Below are 19617 nucleotides of genomic sequence, written 5' to 3'. Positions count from 1 at the left end.
TATAAATCATTTATTATCGTGGAAACATTAGATTGGCTAGTCATTGGAATCTTTTTCCTGGCTTTAATTGGAATTATTGTCTGGGTTGTCAAACAGAAACAGAATGACTCAGCAGACTATTTTTTAGGCGGTCGTGATGCCACATGGCTTGCTATCGGTGCATCTATCTTTGCATCCAACATCGGTTCCGAACATTTAATCGGACTAGCCGGTGCCGGTGCTTCCAGCGGTATGGCGATGGCACATTGGGAAATACAAGGTTGGATGATCCTTATCTTAGGCTGGGTATTCGTACCGTTCTATTCGCGAAGCATGGTATTCACGATGCCTGAATTCCTAGAACGCCGCTATAATCCACAATCACGTACAATATTGTCTGTAATATCTTTAATCAGCTATGTACTGACAAAAGTTGCCGTGACGGTTTATGCAGGAGGATTGGTATTCCAACAAGTATTCGGTATAAAAGAACTTTGGGGGATCGACTTCTTTTGGATTGCCGCCATCGGTCTGGTTATACTGACTGCGCTCTACACAATCTTCGGAGGAATGAAGTCGGTACTTTATACCTCCATCCTGCAGACCCCCATCTTGCTGTTAGGTTCACTGATAATCCTGGTACTCGGCTTCAAAGAATTGGGAGGCTGGGATGAGATGATGAGAATCTGCGGTGCAGCCACAGTGAACGATTATGGCAACACAATGACAGAACTTATACGCAGTAATAACGACCCTAACTTCCCTTGGTTGGGTGCACTGATTGGTTCAGCCATTATCGGATTCTGGTATTGGTGTACAGACCAGTTCATCGTGCAACGCGTACTTTCCGGAAAGAATGAAAAGGAAGCACGGCGCGGTACCATCTTCGGAGCTTACCTGAAATTATTGCCCGTATTCTTATTCCTTATCCCAGGCATGATTGCTTTCGCATTACACCAAAAATATCTCGGAACCGGGGGAGAAGGTTTTCTACCTATGCTGGCAAACGGAAATGCCAATGCAGATGCTGCTTTTCCAACTCTAGTAGCAAAATTACTTCCTGCAGGAGTCAAAGGTTTGGTTGTTTGCGGTATTCTTGCAGCATTGATGAGTTCTCTCGCATCTTTGTTCAACTCATCTGCTATGCTTTTCACCATTGACTTCTACAAACGTTTCAAGCCGAACACTTCTGAGAAAAAGCTGGTAGGAATTGGACAGATGGCAACTGTTGCGATTGTGATATTGGGTATACTCTGGATTCCCATTATGCGCAGTGTAGGCGATGTCCTTTACACCTACTTACAAGATGTACAATCTGTATTAGCACCAGGCATTGCCGCAGCCTTCCTCTTGGGGATCTGCTGGAAACGCACCTCTGCACAAGGCGGTATGTGGGGACTGATTGCCGGAATGATTATCGGTTTAACCCGTCTGGGGGCAAAAGTATATTACAGCAATGTAGGAGATGTGTCAAGCAGTACCTTCAAGTATCTGTTCTATGATATGAACTGGCTGTTTTTCTGCGGATGGATGTTCTTGTTCTGCATCGTAGTGGTTATCGCAGTCAGCATGTTTACAGCTGCCCCAAGCGCTGAAAAGATTCAAGGGCTGGTATTCGGAATTTCAACTCCCGAACAAAAAGCAGCTACACGTGCGAGTTGGAATAAATGGGATATCATTCATACCCTTATCATCCTGGGTATTACTGCTGCTTTTTATTGGTATTTCTGGTAAATCGGTATGTTGCCATGATATATATCCATGCAGCATACCCCTTAAACAAAAATTAAGATATGAGTAATTACTATAGTTCAAATCCGAAACTTTATGTAAGTATCGACTGCATTATTTTCGGTTTCAATGAAGGAGAATTGAACCTGCTGTTGCTGAAGCGTAACTTTGAACCGGCAATGGGCGAATGGTCGCTGATGGGTGGATTCGTGCAGGAAGACGAAAGCGTGGATGATGCAGCCAAACGAGTCCTGAATGAACTAACCGGACTGGAAGATGTATATATGGAACAAGTCCAAGCTTTCGGAGCCATAGATCGTGACCCAGGAGAACGCGTAGTCTCCATTGCTTACTATGCGCTCATCAACATCAACGAATACGACAAAGAATCCGTACAGCAACACAATGCTTTCTGGGTAAATATCAATGAACTGCCAGCGCTAATCTTTGATCATCCGCAAATGGTGGAGAAAGCTCGGAAGTTGATGCAACAAAAAGCGTCCACCGAACCAATCGGCTTTAATCTACTACCTAAACTGTTCACGCTGTCACAACTGCAAAGCTTATACGAAGCTATATACGGCGAGAGCATTGACAAACGAAACTTCCGAAAACGCATAGCAGAAATGGACTATATAGAAAAAACTGACAAAATAGACAAAACGGGGTCCAAACGTGGAGCTGCTTTATATCAGTTTAATGAGAAGGCATACCGCAAAGCTCCGAAATTTAAGCTCTGAAAACCTAATATTCAACAACTTGTAATTAGTAATTTAAATAATATGCTGGAAGCACTGAAAGACAAAGTATTCCATGCTAACCTTGAACTGGTGAAGCACGGATTGGTTATCTTCACATGGGGCAATGTATCGGGCATTGACCGCGAATCCGGTCTGGTAGTTATCAAGCCCAGTGGGGTGAGTTACGATGAAATGAAGGCAGAGGATATGGTGGTAGTGAATCTTGACGGCAAGGTCGTGGAAGGACGGTTAAAGCCCTCTTCAGACACGCCGACCCACCTGGTTCTCTATAAAGCATTCCCCGAAATCGGCGGTGTGGTGCACACGCACTCTACTTACGCCACAGCCTGGGCACAAGCCGGATGTGACATACCGAATATCGGGACTACACATGCCGATTACTTCCACGACGCCATACCCTGCACAGCAGACATGACGAAGGAGGAAGTGGAAGGAGCATATGAACTGGAAACGGGAAATGTTATCGTAAAACGCTTTGAGGGGCTGAACCCGGTACATACTCCCGGAGTATTGGTAAAGAACCACGGTCCTTTCTCGTGGGGAAAAGACGCACACGAGGCGGTACATAATGCCGTAGTGATGGAACAGGTGGCAAAAATGGCAAGTATAGCCTATGCCGTGAACCCCAATCTGACCATGAATCCGCTGCTGATAGAAAAACATTTCAGCCGCAAGCACGGTCCTAACGCTTATTATGGACAGAAATAACTATCATTCTTTAAATATAAACTATAAAAATAAATCGTATGAACGCATTTGAACAATATGAAGTATGGTTCGTAACCGGAGCACAGCTCTTGTACGGAGGTGACGCAGTTATCGCAGTAGACGCACATAGTAATGAAATGGTGAAAGGTCTGAATGATTCCGGGAAACTGCCCGTAAAGGTAGTATATAAAGGTACGGTCAATTCATCCAAAGAAGTAACCGCTACCTTCAAAGCCGCCAACAACGACGATAAGTGTATCGGAGTCATCACCTGGATGCACACCTTCTCTCCTGCCAAAATGTGGATTCACGGTTTGCAGGAACTGAAGAAGCCATTACTACACTTCCATACACAGTTCAACAAGGAAATTCCCTGGGAGACGATGGACATGGATTTTATGAACCTGAACCAATCGGCTCACGGCGACCGCGAGTTCGGACACATCGTGACACGCATGCGAAAGAACCGCAAAGTGGTAGTAGGCCACTGGCAGGACGAAAAAGCCCAAAACCAGATTGCCGCATGGATGCGCGTAGCTGCCGCATGGGCTGATGCGCAGGATATGCTCATCATCCGCTTCGGCGACCAGATGAACAACGTGGCTGTGACAGACGGTGACAAGGTCAGCGCCGAACAAGTATTGGGCTATCATGTGGACTACTATCCCATCAATGATGTGATGGCATACTACAATGCTGTCAGCGACGAGGACGTGAAGGCACTCGTAGCAGAATACTTCAAGCTCTACGACCACGCTCCCGAACTGGAAGACGCACGTACGGAAGCCTACACCAAAGTATGGAACTCCGCCAAGGCCGAAATCGCCATTCGTCGCGTGCTGAAAGACACGGGTGCCAAAGGCTTCACCACCAACTTCAACGATTTGGGTGACTTTGACCAAATCCCCGGACTGGCCTCACAGCGACTGATGGCGGAAGGTTACGGCTTCGGTGCCGAAGGCGACTGGAAAACTGCGGCACTGTACCGTACCACTTGGGTGATGAGTCAAGGCATGCCGAAGGGGTGCTCCTTCCTCGAAGACTATACACTGAACTTCGACGGAGAAAAGAGCGCCATCCTGCAGGCACACATGTTGGAAGTTTGTCCACTGATTGCCGAACAGAAGCCGAAACTGGAAGTGCACCGTCTGAGCATCGGTATCGACAGCGAAACAGCCCGCCTGGTATTTACCAGCAAGCAAGGTGAAGGTGTAGCCGCTACCATCGTAGACCTGGGCAATCGCTTCCGCCTCATTGTGAACAAAGTAGAATGCATCAAGAGTAAGCCTCTGCCCAAGTTGCCCGTTGCCAGCGCACTGTGGATTCCAATGCCCAACCTCGAGGTGGGCGCTGCAGCCTGGATTCTGGCCGGAGGTACACATCATACCAGCTTCTCCTACGACCTGACGGTGGAATATTGGGAAGACTTTGCCGAAATGACCGGCATCGAAATGGTGGTCATCGATGAAAATACCACCATCAGCGAGTTCAAAAAAGAACTGCGCATGAATGAAGTCTACTATATGCTGAACAAGGCACTTTGCTGATAATCATTACGGATTACTAATTACGCGTACCACAAACGTAACCAGTAGTTTGCAATCAGTAATCCGTAGTTTATAATCGTACTATAAATCCGTAATTTATCATTAATACCATGAAATTAGATGCAAAATCAACCATTGAGGCAGGTAAGGCCATCCTTGGCATAGAACTCGGTTCCACACGAATCAAGGCGGTTTTGATTGACCAGGAAAACAAACCCATCGCCCAGGGAAGCCATACTTGGGAGAATCAGTTAGTCGACGGACTGTGGACATATAGCGTCGAAGCTGTCTGGTATGGGTTGCAGGATTGCTACGCAGACCTTCGTGCTAATGTAAAGAGCCTTCACGATACAGAGATAGAAACCCTGGCAGCCATCGGTGTCAGTGCTATGATGCACGGCTATATGGCATTCAACGAAAAAGAAGAAATCCTTGTACCCTTTCGTACCTGGAGAAATACCAATACCGGCCAGGCTGCCGCAGCCCTATCCGAACTATTTGCCTACAACATCCCTCTGCGTTGGAGCATTTCCCACCTCTACCAAGCCATCCTGGATAATGAAGAACACGTTCCATCCATCAATTACCTGACCACCCTTGCAGGTTTTGTCCACTGGCAAATAACCGGTCAAAAGGTACTGGGCATAGGAGATGCCTCCGGTATGCTCCCTATCGATCCCATCACCAAAAACTATTCTTCTGAAATGGTGGATAAGTTCGACAGACTTATTGCTCCGAAAGGATACGACTGGAAGCTTCGGGATATTCTGCCGAAGGTATTGTCGGCCGGTGAAAACGCAGGCTTCCTTACTCCCGAAGGAGCCAGTCGCCTCGACGTATCGGGACATCTGAAAGCAGGAATTCCCGTCTGTCCGCCCGAAGGTGACGCTGGAACCGGCATGGTTGCCACCAACGCCGTAAAGCAGCGCACTGGAAACGTATCGGCAGGCACCTCCTCTTTCTCAATGATTGTATTGGAGAAAGAATTGTCCAAGCCCTACGAAATGATTGACATGGTAACCACCCCCGACGGAAGCCTCGTAGCTATGGTGCATTGCAACAACTGCACTTCCGACCTCAATGCCTGGATCAATATTTTCAAAGAATACCAGGAACTGATGGGTATCCCCGTAGATATGGACGAAATCTACGGAAAGCTCTATAACCACGCTCTGATAGGCAATGCAGACTGCGGAGGCCTCATCTCATACAACTACATATCAGGCGAACCTATAACGGGACTGGCAGACGGACGTCCACTGTTTGTACGTTCGGCAAACGACAAGTTCAACCTTGCCAACTTCATGCGCACCCATCTGTATGCTTCAGTGGGAGTTCTCAAAATCGGCAACGACATCCTTTTCAATGAAGAGAAAATCAGAGTAGACAGAATCACCGGTCACGGAGGACTCTTCAAAACCAAAGGAGTAGGCCAGAGAATACTGGCAGCTGCCATCAATTCACCCATTTCCGTTATGGAAACAGCCGGCGAAGGTGGTGCCTGGGGTATTGCCCTCCTCGCTTCCTACCTTGCAAACAACGGAAACGACCAATCCCTTGCCGACTTCCTGGACAAGCATGTATTCACCGGAAATGCCGGTATTGAAATCTCACCGACAGCCGAAGATGTAAGCGGATTCAACACCTACATCGAAAACTATAAAGCTGGTTTGCCCATCGAAGAAGCAGCAGTAAGATTCAAGAACTAAGTATTTAATAACACTAAAAAACTATGAACACAAAGTTATTTATCAGTAGCATATTTCTCTCCACCTCGTTGTCACTCTTCGCACAGAAAAGTGCCACTATTACTTTACACACAGACCAGAGCGAGCAAATCATTCCCAAAGAAATCTACGGCCAATTTGCAGAGCATTTGGGAACTTGTATCTATGGTGGACTTTGGGTAGGTGAAAACTCCGATATTCCCAACATCAACGGTTATCGCACCGACGTATTCAATGCACTAAAGGAGCTCCGTGTACCCGTCCTTCGCTGGCCAGGAGGCTGCTTTGCCGATGAATACCACTGGATGGACGGTATCGGCCCTAAAGAAAACCGCCCCAAAATGGTGAACAACAACTGGGGAGGCACTATCGAAGACAACAGTTTCGGAACCCATGAGTTCCTCAATCTCTGCGAAATGCTGGGATGTGAACCCTATATCAGTGGAAACGTAGGCAGTGGTACCGTAGAAGAACTTGCCAAATGGGTGGAATACATGACCTCCGAAGGAGACTCCCCCATGGCACGCCTGCGCCGCCAGAACGGTCGCGACAAAGCCTGGAAAGTAAAATACCTCGGCGTGGGTAACGAAAGCTGGGGTTGCGGTGGAAGCATGCGTCCCGAATATTATGCCGACCTCTACCGCCGCTATTCCACCTACTGCCGCAACTATGACGGCAATAGCCTTTTCAAGATAGCCAGCGGTGCCAGCGACTACGACTATAACTGGACCAAAGTGCTGATGGACCGCGTAGGCGGCCGTATGCACGGTCTTTCCTTGCACTACTATACCGTCAGCGGATGGAACGGCAGTAAAGGCGCCGCCACCCGATTCAGTAAAGACGATTATTACTGGACACTGGGCAAATGCCGCGAAATAGAAGATGTCATCAAGAAGCATTGCACCATTATGGATAAATACGACCCTCAAAAGAACGTGGCTCTTATGCTTGACGAATGGGGAACCTGGTGGGACACTGAACCGGGTACCAATCCCGGACATCTGTACCAGCAGAATACATTGCGTGATGCTTTTGTCGCCTCCCTCAGCTTCGACATCTTCCATAAATATACCGACCGTCTGAAAATGGCAAACATTGCCCAAATCGTCAATGTATTGCAATCCATGATTCTGACCAGCGGAAAAAACATGGTACTCACCCCCACTTATTATGTATTCAAAATGTACAATGTACACCAAGATGCCACGTACATCCCTCTTGAGCTGAACTGCGACATGATGGATGTACGCGACAACCGCAGAATACCAATGGTCAGTGCTACCGCCTCCAAAGATCAAAACGGCAAGATACACATTTCCATGTCCAACGTAGATGCAGACAATGCACAGGAAGTGACCATCAATCTGTCTGGAACGAAAGCCAAGAAAGCAGTTGGTGAAATATTGACTTCCACCAATCTGACGGACTACAATTCATTTGAAAATCCCGACAATGTGAAACCCGTTCCGTTCAAAGAGGTAAAAATTAATAAAGATATTCTCAAGATTAAACTTCCGGCCAAATCAATCGTTACTATTGAATTACAGTAAAACTACCGTGCACCGCACAAAATCAGCTAAATACGTTTAGTATCATTTTAGCAGCAAAAAGGCAGTAATACTGATAAAAAAGACACTCTTCGAGTGTTGTGAATTACGCATAAAGAGTTATCTTTGCCCTTGGAAAACCTACAAGGCCCCAATAATCCATTGATAATATTCAAAATTAATTAGATTCAATATGAACGACAACAAACTTATGAACCGTGCGGCGGACAATATCCGTATCCTTGCTGCATCCATGGTTGAGAAAGCCAACTCCGGGCATCCGGGCGGTGCCATGGGTGGTGCTGACTTTGTAAATGTACTCTTCTCAGAGTTCCTGGTATATGACCCTGAAAATCCGGCTTGGGAAGGTCGTGACCGTTTCTTCCTTGACCCGGGACACATGTCACCGATGCTTTACTCTACATTGGCCCTGACCGGCAAGTTCACGCTGGACGAACTGAAAGAGTTCCGCCAATGGGGAAGCCCCACTCCGGGACATCCCGAACGTGACATCATGCGCGGCATCGAAAACACTTCCGGTCCGCTCGGCCAGGGACACACCTTTGCTGTCGGTGCAGCCATTGCAGCCAAGTTCATGAAGGCACGTTTCGAGGAAGTGATGCCACAGACCATCTACGCCTACATCTCGGACGGTGGCATCCAGGAAGAAATCTCCCAAGGCTCAGGCCGTATCGCCGGAGCATTAGGGTTGGATAATCTCATCATGTTCTATGATGCTAACGACATTCAGCTTTCTACCGAAACAAAGGATGTGACCATCGAAGATACCGGCAAGAAATACGAAGCTTGGGGCTGGAAAGTCATTAAAATCAATGGTAACGATCCCGATGCCATCCGCGGTGCACTGAACGAAGCCAAAGCTGAGAAAGAGCGTCCGACGCTGATTATCGGCCATACCGTAATGGGTAAAGGTGCCCGCAAGGCAGACGGCAGCAGCTACGAGGCCGATTGTGCCACACACGGTGCTCCTCTGGGCGGCGACGCTTATGTAAACACCATCAAGAATTTAGGTGGTGACCCGACAAATCCGTTTGTCATCTTCCCCGAAGTGGCCGAACTATATGCCAAGCGTGCAGCTGAGCTGAAGAAAATCATGACTGAAAAATATGCAGCCAAAGCCGCATGGGCAAAAGCCAATCCGGAAAAGGCTGCCAAACTGGAAATGTTCTTCTCCGGCAAGACTCCCGAAGTGAATTGGGCCGCCATCGAACAGAAAGCAGGCGTTGCCACCCGCGCAGCATCCGCCACTGTACTCGGTGCTCTCGCCACTCAAGTAGAAAATATGATTGTTGCTTCTGCCGACCTTTCCAATTCCGACAAGACAGACGGATTCCTCAAGAAAACACATGCCTTCAAGAAAGGTGACTTCAGCGGTGCATTCTTCCAGGCCGGTGTTGCCGAGCTGACTATGGCTTGCTGCTGTATCGGTATGGCACTGCACGGCGGTGTAATCCCCGCTTGCGGAACATTCTTCGTATTCTCAGACTACATGAAACCTGCCATACGTATGGCAGCCCTGATGGAAGTTCCCGTGAAGTTCATCTGGACGCACGATGCTTTCCGTGTAGGTGAAGACGGCCCTACCCACGAACCGGTAGAACAGGAAGCTCAAATCCGCCTGATGGAAAAGCTGAAAAACCACAAGGGACACAATTCCATGTTGGTGCTCCGCCCGGCAGATGCAGAAGAAACAACTGTAGCATGGAAGCTGGCAATGGAAAATACCAAAACCCCAACCGGTTTGATTTTCTCCCGCCAGAACATCGCCAACCTGCCCGAAGGCAACGATTACGAACAAGCTGCCAAAGGCGCTTATATCGTAGCCGGCTCCGATGAAAATCCGAATGTAATCCTCGTTGCTTCAGGCTCGGAAGTTGCCACATTGGTAGCCGGCGCTGAATTGCTGCGCAAGGATGCCATCAAGGTGCGTATCGTGTCCGTCCCTTCCGAAGGCCTGTTCCGTAGCCAAGCTCCGGGATATCAGGAAGGCATTATCCCGTGTGGTGCCAAGGTATTCGGCCTGACAGCCGGTCTGCCCGTCACACTGCAAGGGCTGGTAGGTCCCCGCGGTAAAGTATGGGGATTGGAATCATTCGGATTCTCGGCACCTTATAAAGTGCTGGACGAAAAGCTCGGTTTCACCGCAGAGAACGTTTACAAGCAAGTAAAAGCAATGTTATAATCATTATCCGATGTGCTGATGTGCTGATTGCCCGCGCCCCACAACTGCAGGCATCAGCACATTGGCACATCGGTATATTAACTGACCATCATGAAAACAATAGGAATCTGTTCCGACCATGCAGGCTTCGAATTGAAGGAATATGTCCGCGGCTGGTTGGAAGCCAAAGGCTGGGCTTACAAGGACTTCGGGACCTACTCAACCGAGAGTTGCGACTATCCCGACTTTGCACATCCGTTGGCACTGGCCGTTGAAGCCGGAGAGTGCTATCCGGGAATTGCCATCTGCGGAAGCGGTGAAGGTATCAGTATGACGCTGAACAAGCATCAGGGTATCCGCGCCGCTCTCTGCTGGACGGCAGAAATAGCCCATTTGGCACGCCAGCACAACGATGCCAATGTACTCGTCATGCCAGGGCGATTCATCAGTACCGAAGAAGCCGACATGATTATGAAGGAATTCTTCAGTACACCATTCGAAGGCGGACGCCACCAACGAAGAGTGGACAAGATACCGGTACACTTGTAAAGCAGTAGAACCATATTCTTTATGATATCTGCCCGAAGTTCTGACATTCTGATAGAATCGTGAGAAACTTCGGGCTTTTTATTTGCCCCTTTTTCTTATTTTTCACAATGAAGATGCTCATTATCTTCAAATAAAAACTATCTTTGTGGTTCGATAACCCGGATATTTTTTAGATATGGAACGACTGAATACCATAAAAGAGCTTATCAACCAGGGAAATGTAGAACAAGCCATTCAGCAGCTTGACGAAATACTGCAAACAGACTTTCCCGGCAAAGACGAAGCTTACTACCTGCGGGGAAATGCCTATCGGAAACAAGGCAACTGGCAACAAGCGCTGAACAACTATCAGTATGCCATCGACCTGAACCCCGAAAGCCCGGCACAGCATGCCTATCAAATGGCTATGGACATCCTGAACTTCTACAACAAGGATATGTACAATCAATAAATAAAGAACGTAAATTATGGCAAAAATCAAAGGAGCAATCGTAGTAGACACCGAACGTTGCAAAGGCTGCAACTTGTGTGTGGTAGCATGTCCGCTCAACGTAATAGCCCTCACCAAGGAGGTGAATGTGAAAGGGTATAACTATGCCCACCAGATATTGAAAGATACTTGTAACGGCTGCGCCTCGTGCGCCACAGTATGTCCGGACGGATGTATCTCAGTATATAAAATAAAAGTAGAATAAATCTGTAAATCAGTAGAATATGGCAGAAGAAGTTGTATTAATGAAAGGAAACGAAGCCATCGCCCACGCAGCCATCCGTTGCGGTGCAGACGGATACTTCGGATATCCCATTACTCCGCAATCAGAGGTATTGGAAACTCTTGCCGAACTGAAACCTTGGGAAACGACCGGCATGGTGGTTCTTCAGGCAGAAAGTGAAGTGGCAGCTATCAATATGGTGTACGGCGGTGCCGGAAGTGGTAAAATGGTCATGACCTCCTCCTCCAGCCCCGGTGTCAGCCTGAAGCAGGAAGGTATCTCTTATCTGGCAGGTGCCGAGCTGCCTTGCTTGATTGTAAACGTTATGCGCGGCGGTCCCGGTCTGGGAACCATCCAACCGAGCCAGGCCGACTATTTCCAGACAGTAAAAGGAGGCGGCCACGGTGACTATCGTCTGATTGCCCTTGCTCCGGCTTCCGTACAGGAAATGGCAGATTTCGTAGGACTGGCATTCGAACTTGCCTTCAAATACCGCAACCCGGCAATCATCCTTGCCGACGGTGTCATCGGCCAGATGATGGAAAAAGTGGTGCTCCCGGCACAAAAGCCACGCCGCACCGATGCGGAAGTCATCGAACAATGCCCATGGGCCACTACCGGCAGAACCAACGGCCGCAAGCCCAACATCATCACCTCATTGGAACTGAAACCGGAAGAAATGGAAAAGAACAACATCCGTTTCCAGGCCAAATACAAGCAGATAGAAGAGAATGAGGTTCGCTTCGAGGAAATTCATTGCGATGATGCCGACTACCTGATTGTAGCCTTCGGCTCCATGGCACGCATCGGACAGAAAGCAATGGAGCTGGCGCGCGAAGAAGGAATCAAGGTAGGTATGCTCCGCCCCATCACGTTGTGGCCGTTCCCGACCAAAGCCATTGCCGCGTACGCCGACAAGGTGAAAGGCATGCTCGTTACAGAATTGAATGCCGGACAGATGGTAGAAGATGTCCGCCTTGCCGTGAACGGTAAAGTGAAAGTGGAACATTTCGGACGTCTCGGCGGCATTGTTCCCGATCCGGATGAGATAGTAGATGCATTGAAAGAAAAACTGATTAAGAAATGAATCCTGATAAAATAAGAAACGTACTGAACATTCTCTTCATGGTACTCGCCCTAGCAGCTATCATTATATATTTTGCTGCAAAAGATGACTTCAAGCTGTTCATCTACGTCTGCGGCGCGGCGATATTCGTCAAGCTGATGGAGTTTTTCATACGGTTCACCAACAGATAAGGAGAAGTGATTATGACAAAAGAAGATATTATAAAGCCCGAGAATCTGGTTGCCAAGAAACCGACTCTGATGAACGACAATCCCATGCACTACTGCCCGGGATGCAGCCACGGCGTAGTTCATAAACTCGTAGCCGAGGTTATCGAAGAAATGGGACTGGAAGACAAAGCAATAGGTATCTCCCCCGTGGGATGTGCCGTGTTCATCTATAATTATATAGACATCGACTGGCAGGAAGCCGCCCACGGACGTGCGCCCGCACTTGCCACTGCCATCAAGCGCCTTTGGCCGGACCGCCTGGTGTTCACTTACCAAGGAGACGGCGACTTGGCTTGTATCGGTACTGCCGAAACCATCCACGCCTTGAACCGCGGTGAAAACATCACCATCATCTTCATCAACAATGCCATCTATGGTATGACCGGGGGACAAATGGCTCCCACTACCCTTGTAGGCATGAAGACTGCTACCTGCCCCTACGGACGCGACGTGCATCTGCACGGCTATCCGCTGAAGATGGCCGATATTGCTGCACAACTGGAAGGCACCGCTTATGTGACACGCCAAAGCGTACAGTCTGTTCCTGCCATCCGCAAAGCGAAAAAGGCCATCCGCAAAGCATTCGAGAACTCTATGGCAGGCAAAGGTTCCAACCTTGTGGAAATCGTCTCCACCTGTAACTCCGGCTGGAAGATGTCTCCTGCGAAATCCAATGAATGGATGGTAGAGAACATGTTCCCCTTCTATCCGCTGGGCGACCTGAAAGATAAATAATCATGCTAAAGACAGAAGAACAATGAAAGAAGAAATCATTATAGCAGGCTTCGGTGGACAAGGTGTATTGTCCATGGGAAAGATTTTGGCATATTCCGGATTGATGGAAGGCAAAGAGGTGACTTGGATGCCGGCTTACGGACCGGAACAACGTGGTGGTACAGCCAACGTAACAGTCATCGTGAGTGACGAGAAAATATCCTCACCCATCTTGAGCAAGTACGATGCTGCCATCATCCTGAACCAGCCGTCACTGGAGAAATTCGAAAGCAAGGTAAAACCCGGAGGCGTACTCATCTACGACGGTTACGGCATCATCAACCCGCCGACGCGCAAGGACATCCACGTTTACCGCATCAACGCCATGGATGCCGCCAATGAAATGAACAATGCCAAGGCGTTCAACATGATTGTATTGGGTGGATTATTGAAAATCAAGCCGATGGTTACACTGGACAGTGTACTCAGAGGATTGAAGAAGACACTGCCCGAACGCCACCATCACTTGATACCGATGAACGAAGAAGCTATCAAAAAAGGAATGGAACTTATTCAGGAAATGAAATGAAAGGCTGTGTAAAGCCACTCCCCCATAAGAGGAGAAACTTTACGCCAGAATAAGAGATAAAGGAAAGCGGATAAGCCCTTGTGATATTGATTTATTGCAAGGGCTTATTTCATTTCAAGCCCCCAAAGCATGGATTCAAGGGCAGAGAACCGGAAGCAGTATAGGGCAAAACAGAAAACAAGACATTTTAAAAGAAGCAAAAAAGGCTGAATTCAGTAAGCAAATAATTTTTTATTGTATCTTTGCGCCTAATTATGAGACGAATTGTACTGACATATATATTTCTGTCCGTTATAGGGATATGGGGGGCTATGGCGCAAAACACCTTAAACCCAATGAACAATCGCGACCGGTTCGGTAACCAGATTGACCCGAATACCCAGCCGGACAATCTGGAAGACAGTACCAATACTGAGATTCAAAGTCTTCCGCCAAAGCTTTACATGTGGAAACTAAGTGAGACACTAGGCAACCGTACCATCATACCTGCCGATACAGCCAGCCTCAACTTCCAGAGCACCAATCTGGTGGAAGGAATGTTCGGCCACTACAATTACTTGGGGAATTTAGGTTCTCCACGCCTCTCACGTCTGTTCTTCGAACGAGAGGAAAGCGAACCCACCATCTTCATGGCTCCCTTTTCGAGTTTTTTCATACGTCCCGACCAGGTGCTTTTCACTAACAGCAACGTGCCTTACACCAATCTTACCTACTACAAGGCCGGCAACAAAGTGAACGGTGAAGAACGCTTCAAGTCCTACTTCTCCGTCAACGTCAACAAACAGCTGGCATTTGGCTTTAACATCGACTATCTGTACGGGCGCGGTTATTACCAGAACCAGTCCACCTCGCACTTCAATGCAGGTCTGTTCGGTAGCTATATCGGTGAAAAATATCAGGTACAAGCAGTCTACAACAATTTCTTCCTGAAAATGAACGAAAACGGCGGTATTGCAGACGACCAATATATCACCCGTCCCGAAAACATGTCTGGAGGAAAGAAAGAGTATGAATCCACCACTATACCGGTCAAATTGGAACGGAGTTCCAACCGCAACAAGGATTTTTATATCTATCTGACACAGCGCTATCGTCTTGGTTTTACGCGGAAAGTACGGAGCACACAGGAAGGCAAACCGACGGAATCCGCACCCCAAGCTTCTTCCTCCCCGTCCTCCGAAGCCAAAATATCCGCTTCGAACAACGACATAGCATTGCCAAACGACAGCATAGCATCAAAATCGGTCGGCACACTTGCAGCCGTCAATGACAGCTTGCCGTCTGTTTCTACCGCAGACAACGACTCACTTTTCGAAGAAGAGTTCGTCCCCGTCACCAGCTTTATCCATACCCTGAAAGTAGAACGGTCGCGGCACCAATTCCGTTCGGGAAGCGAGCCCGAAGGATTCTTCCCGGAAGACTACAAACTTTACAAGAATTACAGTAACGACTCTACCACTGCATTCAGTGTAAAGAACGTGTTCGGAATAGCCTTGCTGGAGGGCTTCAACAAATATGCCAAAGCCGGACTTACGGCTTATATCTCCCACAAGTTTAGCCGGTACGACCTGATGAACACGGACACGCTTACCGACATGCGCCGCATCCGCTACACCGAGCAGGAAATCTTTCTGGGTGGCGAACTCGCCAAGCGCGAAGGCAAACTGCTACACTACAACGTAAACGGTGAAGTGGGCTTGGTAGACAAAGCCATCGGGCAGTTCCGTGTCAACGCCAATCTGGACCTGAACTTCCGTCTATGGAAAGATACGGTGAACTTCTACGCCCGCGGTTATGTGAGCAACACGCTTCCTTCCTTCTATATGCGCCATTATCACTCCAACCACTACAACTGGGACAATGACAACATGGACAAAGAATTCCGCACGCGTGTGGAAGGCGAACTGAACATTTCTCGTTGGGGAACCAATCTCCGTGCCGGTGTAGAGAATATCAAGAACTACACCTACTTCAACCAAAGCGCCCTGCCCGAACAGAACGGAGGCAACATACAAGTGCTGTCTGCTACGCTGAAACAAGACTTCCGCCTCGGTATCTTCCACCTGGACAACGAAGTGACCTGGCAGAAGACGAGCAATGAAACAGTACTTCCATTGCCCCAACTCTCGCTCTACCATAACTTCTACATACTGGCCAAACTCGCCAAGAAGGTGCTGACCGTTCAGTTGGGTGCCGATGTCCGTTACTTCACCAAGTACAACGCACCCGCCTATGCACCCGGCGTCCAGCAATTCCATCTGCAACCTACGGACGACTTGGTGGAAATAGGCGGTTACCCCATCGTAAACGTATATGCCAACCTGCACTTGAAGCGGACGCGTATCTTTGCCATGATGTATCATGTCAACGCAGGTATGGGAAGTGCCAATTCCTTCCTGGTGCCGCACTACCCCATCAATCCGCGCCTGTTCAAGATTGGTGTCTCATGGAACTTCTATGACTAACAGATGGGCGTATGACGAAAAGCAGACTGCTCAAATACGCATTTCTGGGGATTACAGCGGCTCTCATAGCCCACTATCTCATCAAGAAAGAAGAAAAGCCGAAAGGTCATCCGCGCGACTATGCCGAAATAGCTGCCGAAGGCATCATACATGCTTCGACGGAATACAACTCCATCAGCTTCTATGTGGATGATGACACCTTGTCCGGTTTCCACTACGAGCTGATAGAAGCTTTTGCACGCGACCACGGACTGCAGGCTGCCATATCACCGGAAATGAGCTTCAACAAGCGGCTGGAAGGCCTGGCCGATGGGAAACATGACGTGATTGCCTACGGCATCCTTGCCACCAGCGAGCTGAAAGACTCCTTACTGCTTACCACCCCCATCGTATTGAACAAGCAAGTGCTGGTGCAGCGCAAGCTCGAGAATATTCCCGACTCATCACTGTTCATCAAAAGCCAACTGGACCTGGCGGGCAAGACACTGCACGTAGTGAAAGGCTCCCCTTCCATACTACGCATCCGCAACCTGGGAAATGAAATAGGCGACACCATCTACGTTGAGGAGATAGAAAAGTACGGTCCCGAACAACTGATTGCCTTGGTAGCCCACGGAGACATCGACTATGCCGTATGCGACGAAAGCATTGCCCGTACCGCAGCCGACAGTATTCCTCAAATAGACATCAATACCGCCATCAGCTTCACGCAATTCTATTCCTGGGGGGTAAGCAAACAGTCCCCTATCCTGCTGGACAGCCTCAACACATGGCTGGATAGTTTCAAAAAGGGAAAGGAATACAAGAAAATCTACAAACGATACTACGGGAAACGAAACTAAGCTGCACTTTTCCATACACGCAGCATATCCCTACTTTTACAACTACTTATTAATCAACAGCTTATTACTGCAAAATTCTGCATACATTTTGCAGTGATACTGCAAAGCCGTTGCAGTGGCGCTGCACACCGATATGCAGTACGACTGCAACAGTTATGCAGTGATACTGCAACACGTTTGCAGTCGCACTGCAAAACACATGCAGCAAGAATGCAAACAAGATGCAGTCATCAAATACCCATATCGATATTACGGCATACCCGAAGTAAAGAATTAGAGTCCTTCCACCTCCCTTAGCCACATCTCCGACGAAGCATCGCTCGGCATTCTCCAATCGCCGCGCGGGCTCAGAGAGATACTGCCCACCTTCGGACCATCCGGCAAGCAGGAGCGCTTGAACTGCTGGTTGAAGAAACGACGGCAGAAAGTCTGCAACCATTTTTTGATGGTTTCTTCATCATACATCCCCTTGAATGTGCGTGCTGCCAGGAAAAATATCTTGGAAGGACGGAAACCGCAACGCAGGAAGTAATAAAGGAAGAAGTCGTGAAGCTCATACGGACCCACCAAGTCCTCGGTAATCTGCTGGATATTACCGTTCTCATCTGCCGGAATCAGTTCCGGGCTGATGGGAGTATCCACAATGTCGAGTAAGGTAGCACGTGAAGCATCGTCCATATCATGCTCCGCCACCCATTTCACCAAGTGCTTCACCAGAGTCTTGGGGACGCTGGCATTCACACCGTACATCGACATGTGATCGCCGTTGTAAGTGGCCCATCCTAAAGCAAGTTCCGAAAGGTCGCCCGTACCGACAACCATTCCCCAGGTCTGGTTGGCAATATCCATCAGGATTTGGGTACGCTCCCGTGCCTGCGCGTTCTCGTAAACCACGTCGTGCACATGGATGTCATGGTCTATATCCTTGAAATGCTGTACGCAGGCCTCCTTGATACTGACTTCGCGGACGGTCACACCGAGGGAATTCATCAAGTCAATGGCATTCGTATGAGTGCGGTCGGTCGTCCCGAAGCCCGGCATAGTGATGCCGATGATGCCCTGGCGGGACCATCCCAACTTATCGAAAGTCTTTACGCAAACCAGCAACGCCAGCGTAGAGTCCAGTCCGCCCGAGATGCCGATAACGGCACTCTTCGCCTTGGTATGCACCAGCCGCTGCGCCAGTCCGGACACCTGAATGGAAAATATCTCTTCACAACGCTCGTCCAGCGCCGCCCCCTGTGGGACAAACGGATGCGGTTCAAAAGTACGCGTCAGATTCAAATCCTTGCTGTTGACATACTCCGTAGAGATTCGTACCGGAAGCTCCGAAGCACAATTTGCATGGCAGGCGGCAAAAGTCGTATTCACCCGGCGCTCCATGCGCAAGTGTTCCACGTCAATTTCGCTGACAACCACCTGCCCGTCGAAAGAAAAACGTTCGTTTGCCGCCAGCAGAGTCCCGTTCTCATAAATCAACCCGTTACCGGCAAACACCACATCCGTAGTGGATTCTCCGAAACCGCATGAGCTGAACACATAACCGGCAATGCAACGTGCTGACTGCTGGCTGATGAGCGAGCGCAAATAATTGTGCTTGCCAATGCCTTCATTGTCAGCCGAAAGATTGAACAAGATTTCCGCACCTTGCAGTGCCAGCGTCGAGCTAGGCGGTATGGGCGCCCACAAATCCTCGCATATCTCCACTCCGAAAGTGGTATCCGCTGTTTCGAACAGCAGGTTTCTCCCCATCGGAACAATCTGCCCGCAAAGGCGCACACTGTTTTCCGCCACATCACAAGCGGAAGTAAACCAGCGTTTCTCATAAAATTCCTTATAATTGGGAAGATAAGTCTTCGGAACAATGCCCAGCACTTTCCCCTTCTGAATGACAACCGCCGCATTCAGCAACACACCGTTCAGTGCAACGGGCATGCCCAATATCGAAATAATATCCATCTGGCGCGTATTGTTCAGAATCTGTATCAGCCCCATTTCCGCCTCTTCGAGCAGAAGTTGCTGGACAAAGAGGTCGCCACAGGTATATCCGGTAATGCATAACTCCGGAAAAGCTATGATTTGCACACCTTTCCCGTCGGCTATAATAGTCTCTTTTTCAATCTCTGAGGCATTGAACTTACAGTCAGCCACCTTGACACGGGGCACAGCCGCCGCTACTTTTACATATCCGTAATTCATAAGGATGTTATATTATTTATTCGATGCAAAGATACGGCAAAATTCTGATTAAGAGAGATAAGAGAAAA

The 19617-nt window shown here is 48.6% G+C and carries 17 protein-coding genes; 16 read left to right on the top strand and 1 reads right to left on the bottom strand.

The genetic code is table 11. From position 1 onward, the window contains the following. The first annotated feature begins 18 nt into the window (after positions 1–18). The 16 genes from ITJ87_RS10165 (at position 19) to ITJ87_RS10090 (ending at position 17350) form a co-directional block, all read left to right on the top strand. A complete protein-coding gene (locus ITJ87_RS10165) occupies positions 19–1713 on the top strand; it encodes a sodium:solute symporter (RefSeq protein WP_117965440.1) in 1695 nt (564 codons plus the stop codon). Between the two features lie 59 nt (positions 1714–1772). After that, positions 1773–2450, top strand: a complete 678-nt coding sequence (locus ITJ87_RS10160) for an NUDIX domain-containing protein (RefSeq protein ID WP_117600921.1) — start codon at positions 1773–1775, stop codon at positions 2448–2450. Positions 2451–2492: 42 nt separating this feature from the next. Continuing rightward, entirely contained in the window at positions 2493–3179 is a 687-nt protein-coding gene (locus ITJ87_RS10155) for an L-ribulose-5-phosphate 4-epimerase (RefSeq protein ID WP_005826585.1), read from the top strand. A gap of 38 nt (positions 3180–3217) precedes the next feature. Continuing rightward, positions 3218–4726 (top strand): L-arabinose isomerase, encoded by a 1509-nt coding sequence (gene araA, locus ITJ87_RS10150; protein ID WP_117965442.1) that lies wholly within the window; start codon positions 3218–3220, stop codon positions 4724–4726. A 110-nt stretch (positions 4727–4836) separates the two neighbouring features. Further along, entirely contained in the window at positions 4837–6435 is a 1599-nt protein-coding gene (locus ITJ87_RS10145) for a xylulokinase (RefSeq protein WP_117965444.1), read from the top strand. Positions 6436–6458: 23 nt separating this feature from the next. Then, entirely contained in the window at positions 6459–8003 is a 1545-nt protein-coding gene (locus ITJ87_RS10140; RefSeq protein WP_117965446.1) for an alpha-N-arabinofuranosidase, read from the top strand. 190 nt (positions 8004–8193) lie between these two features. Next, complete coding sequence (locus ITJ87_RS10135) at positions 8194–10203, top strand: transketolase (protein WP_117965448.1); 2010 nt, start codon at positions 8194–8196, stop codon at positions 10201–10203. A gap of 90 nt (positions 10204–10293) precedes the next feature. After that, positions 10294–10731, top strand: coding sequence for a ribose 5-phosphate isomerase B (gene rpiB / locus ITJ87_RS10130; RefSeq protein ID WP_117600925.1), 438 nt, complete (start codon positions 10294–10296; stop codon positions 10729–10731). A gap of 175 nt (positions 10732–10906) precedes the next feature. After that, positions 10907–11182, top strand: a complete 276-nt coding sequence (locus ITJ87_RS10125) for a tetratricopeptide repeat protein (protein ID WP_005826598.1) — start codon at positions 10907–10909, stop codon at positions 11180–11182. A 16-nt stretch (positions 11183–11198) separates the two neighbouring features. Beyond that, positions 11199–11426 (top strand): ferredoxin family protein, encoded by a 228-nt coding sequence (locus ITJ87_RS10120; protein ID WP_117965450.1) that lies wholly within the window; start codon positions 11199–11201, stop codon positions 11424–11426. A 19-nt stretch (positions 11427–11445) separates the two neighbouring features. Next, positions 11446–12531 (top strand): 3-methyl-2-oxobutanoate dehydrogenase subunit VorB, encoded by a 1086-nt coding sequence (locus ITJ87_RS10115; protein ID WP_117600926.1) that lies wholly within the window; start codon positions 11446–11448, stop codon positions 12529–12531. Further along, positions 12528–12701: a hypothetical protein gene (locus tag ITJ87_RS10110; protein WP_005826603.1), complete on the top strand. Its 174-nt coding sequence runs from the start codon at positions 12528–12530 to the stop codon at positions 12699–12701. The genes ITJ87_RS10115 and ITJ87_RS10110 overlap by 4 nt, the downstream gene beginning before the upstream one ends. A gap of 12 nt (positions 12702–12713) precedes the next feature. After that, positions 12714–13475 (top strand): thiamine pyrophosphate-dependent enzyme, encoded by a 762-nt coding sequence (locus tag ITJ87_RS10105; protein ID WP_117600927.1) that lies wholly within the window; start codon positions 12714–12716, stop codon positions 13473–13475. 22 nt (positions 13476–13497) lie between these two features. Further along, positions 13498–14043, top strand: a complete 546-nt coding sequence (locus tag ITJ87_RS10100) for a 2-oxoacid:acceptor oxidoreductase family protein (RefSeq protein WP_005826606.1) — start codon at positions 13498–13500, stop codon at positions 14041–14043. A 254-nt stretch (positions 14044–14297) separates the two neighbouring features. Continuing rightward, positions 14298–16508 (top strand): putative porin, encoded by a 2211-nt coding sequence (locus ITJ87_RS10095; RefSeq protein ID WP_117878056.1) that lies wholly within the window; start codon positions 14298–14300, stop codon positions 16506–16508. Between the two features lie 11 nt (positions 16509–16519). After that, complete coding sequence (locus ITJ87_RS10090) at positions 16520–17350, top strand: transporter substrate-binding domain-containing protein (RefSeq protein WP_117965451.1); 831 nt, start codon at positions 16520–16522, stop codon at positions 17348–17350. A gap of 273 nt (positions 17351–17623) precedes the next feature. Here ITJ87_RS10090 and ITJ87_RS10085 read toward each other — a convergent pair whose 3' ends face one another. Next, on the bottom strand, positions 17624–19549 hold the full coding sequence (locus tag ITJ87_RS10085; RefSeq protein WP_117965453.1) for an NAD(+) synthase: 1926 nt from the start codon (positions 19547–19549) through the stop codon (positions 17624–17626). Positions 19550–19617 lie beyond the last annotated feature (68 nt).

It is taken from the genome of Bacteroides sp. HF-162 (assembly GCF_015679285.1).
In the GTDB taxonomy this organism is placed as follows: Bacteria; Bacteroidota; Bacteroidia; order Bacteroidales; family Bacteroidaceae; genus Bacteroides; species Bacteroides uniformis.
The sequence above is the reverse complement of the archived record's forward strand: the minus strand, read 5'-3'. Positions and strand labels throughout refer to the sequence as shown.

Bases quoted from the DNA above. Each gene is read 5' to 3' on its own strand.
- ITJ87_RS10160 (WP_117600921.1), top strand. From the start codon at position 1,773: ATGAGTAATTACTATAGTTCAAATCCGAAACTTTATGTAAGTATCGAC.
- ITJ87_RS10155 (WP_005826585.1), top strand. From the start codon at position 2,493: ATGCTGGAAGCACTGAAAGACAAAGTATTCCATGCTAACCTTGAACTG.
- araA (WP_117965442.1), top strand. From the start codon at position 3,218: ATGAACGCATTTGAACAATATGAAGTATGGTTCGTAACCGGAGCACAG.
- ITJ87_RS10145 (WP_117965444.1), top strand. From the start codon at position 4,837: ATGAAATTAGATGCAAAATCAACCATTGAGGCAGGTAAGGCCATCCTT.
- ITJ87_RS10140 (WP_117965446.1), top strand. From the start codon at position 6,459: ATGAACACAAAGTTATTTATCAGTAGCATATTTCTCTCCACCTCGTTG.
- ITJ87_RS10135 (WP_117965448.1), top strand. From the start codon at position 8,194: ATGAACGACAACAAACTTATGAACCGTGCGGCGGACAATATCCGTATC.
- rpiB (WP_117600925.1), top strand. From the start codon at position 10,294: ATGAAAACAATAGGAATCTGTTCCGACCATGCAGGCTTCGAATTGAAG.
- ITJ87_RS10125 (WP_005826598.1), top strand. From the start codon at position 10,907: ATGGAACGACTGAATACCATAAAAGAGCTTATCAACCAGGGAAATGTA.
- ITJ87_RS10120 (WP_117965450.1), top strand. From the start codon at position 11,199: ATGGCAAAAATCAAAGGAGCAATCGTAGTAGACACCGAACGTTGCAAA.
- ITJ87_RS10115 (WP_117600926.1), top strand. From the start codon at position 11,446: ATGGCAGAAGAAGTTGTATTAATGAAAGGAAACGAAGCCATCGCCCAC.
- ITJ87_RS10110 (WP_005826603.1), top strand. From the start codon at position 12,528: ATGAATCCTGATAAAATAAGAAACGTACTGAACATTCTCTTCATGGTA.
- ITJ87_RS10105 (WP_117600927.1), top strand. From the start codon at position 12,714: ATGACAAAAGAAGATATTATAAAGCCCGAGAATCTGGTTGCCAAGAAA.
- ITJ87_RS10100 (WP_005826606.1), top strand. From the start codon at position 13,498: ATGAAAGAAGAAATCATTATAGCAGGCTTCGGTGGACAAGGTGTATTG.
- ITJ87_RS10095 (WP_117878056.1), top strand. From the start codon at position 14,298: ATGAGACGAATTGTACTGACATATATATTTCTGTCCGTTATAGGGATA.
- ITJ87_RS10090 (WP_117965451.1), top strand. From the start codon at position 16,520: ATGACGAAAAGCAGACTGCTCAAATACGCATTTCTGGGGATTACAGCG.
- ITJ87_RS10085 (WP_117965453.1), bottom strand. From the start codon at position 19,549: ATGAATTACGGATATGTAAAAGTAGCGGCGGCTGTGCCCCGTGTCAAG.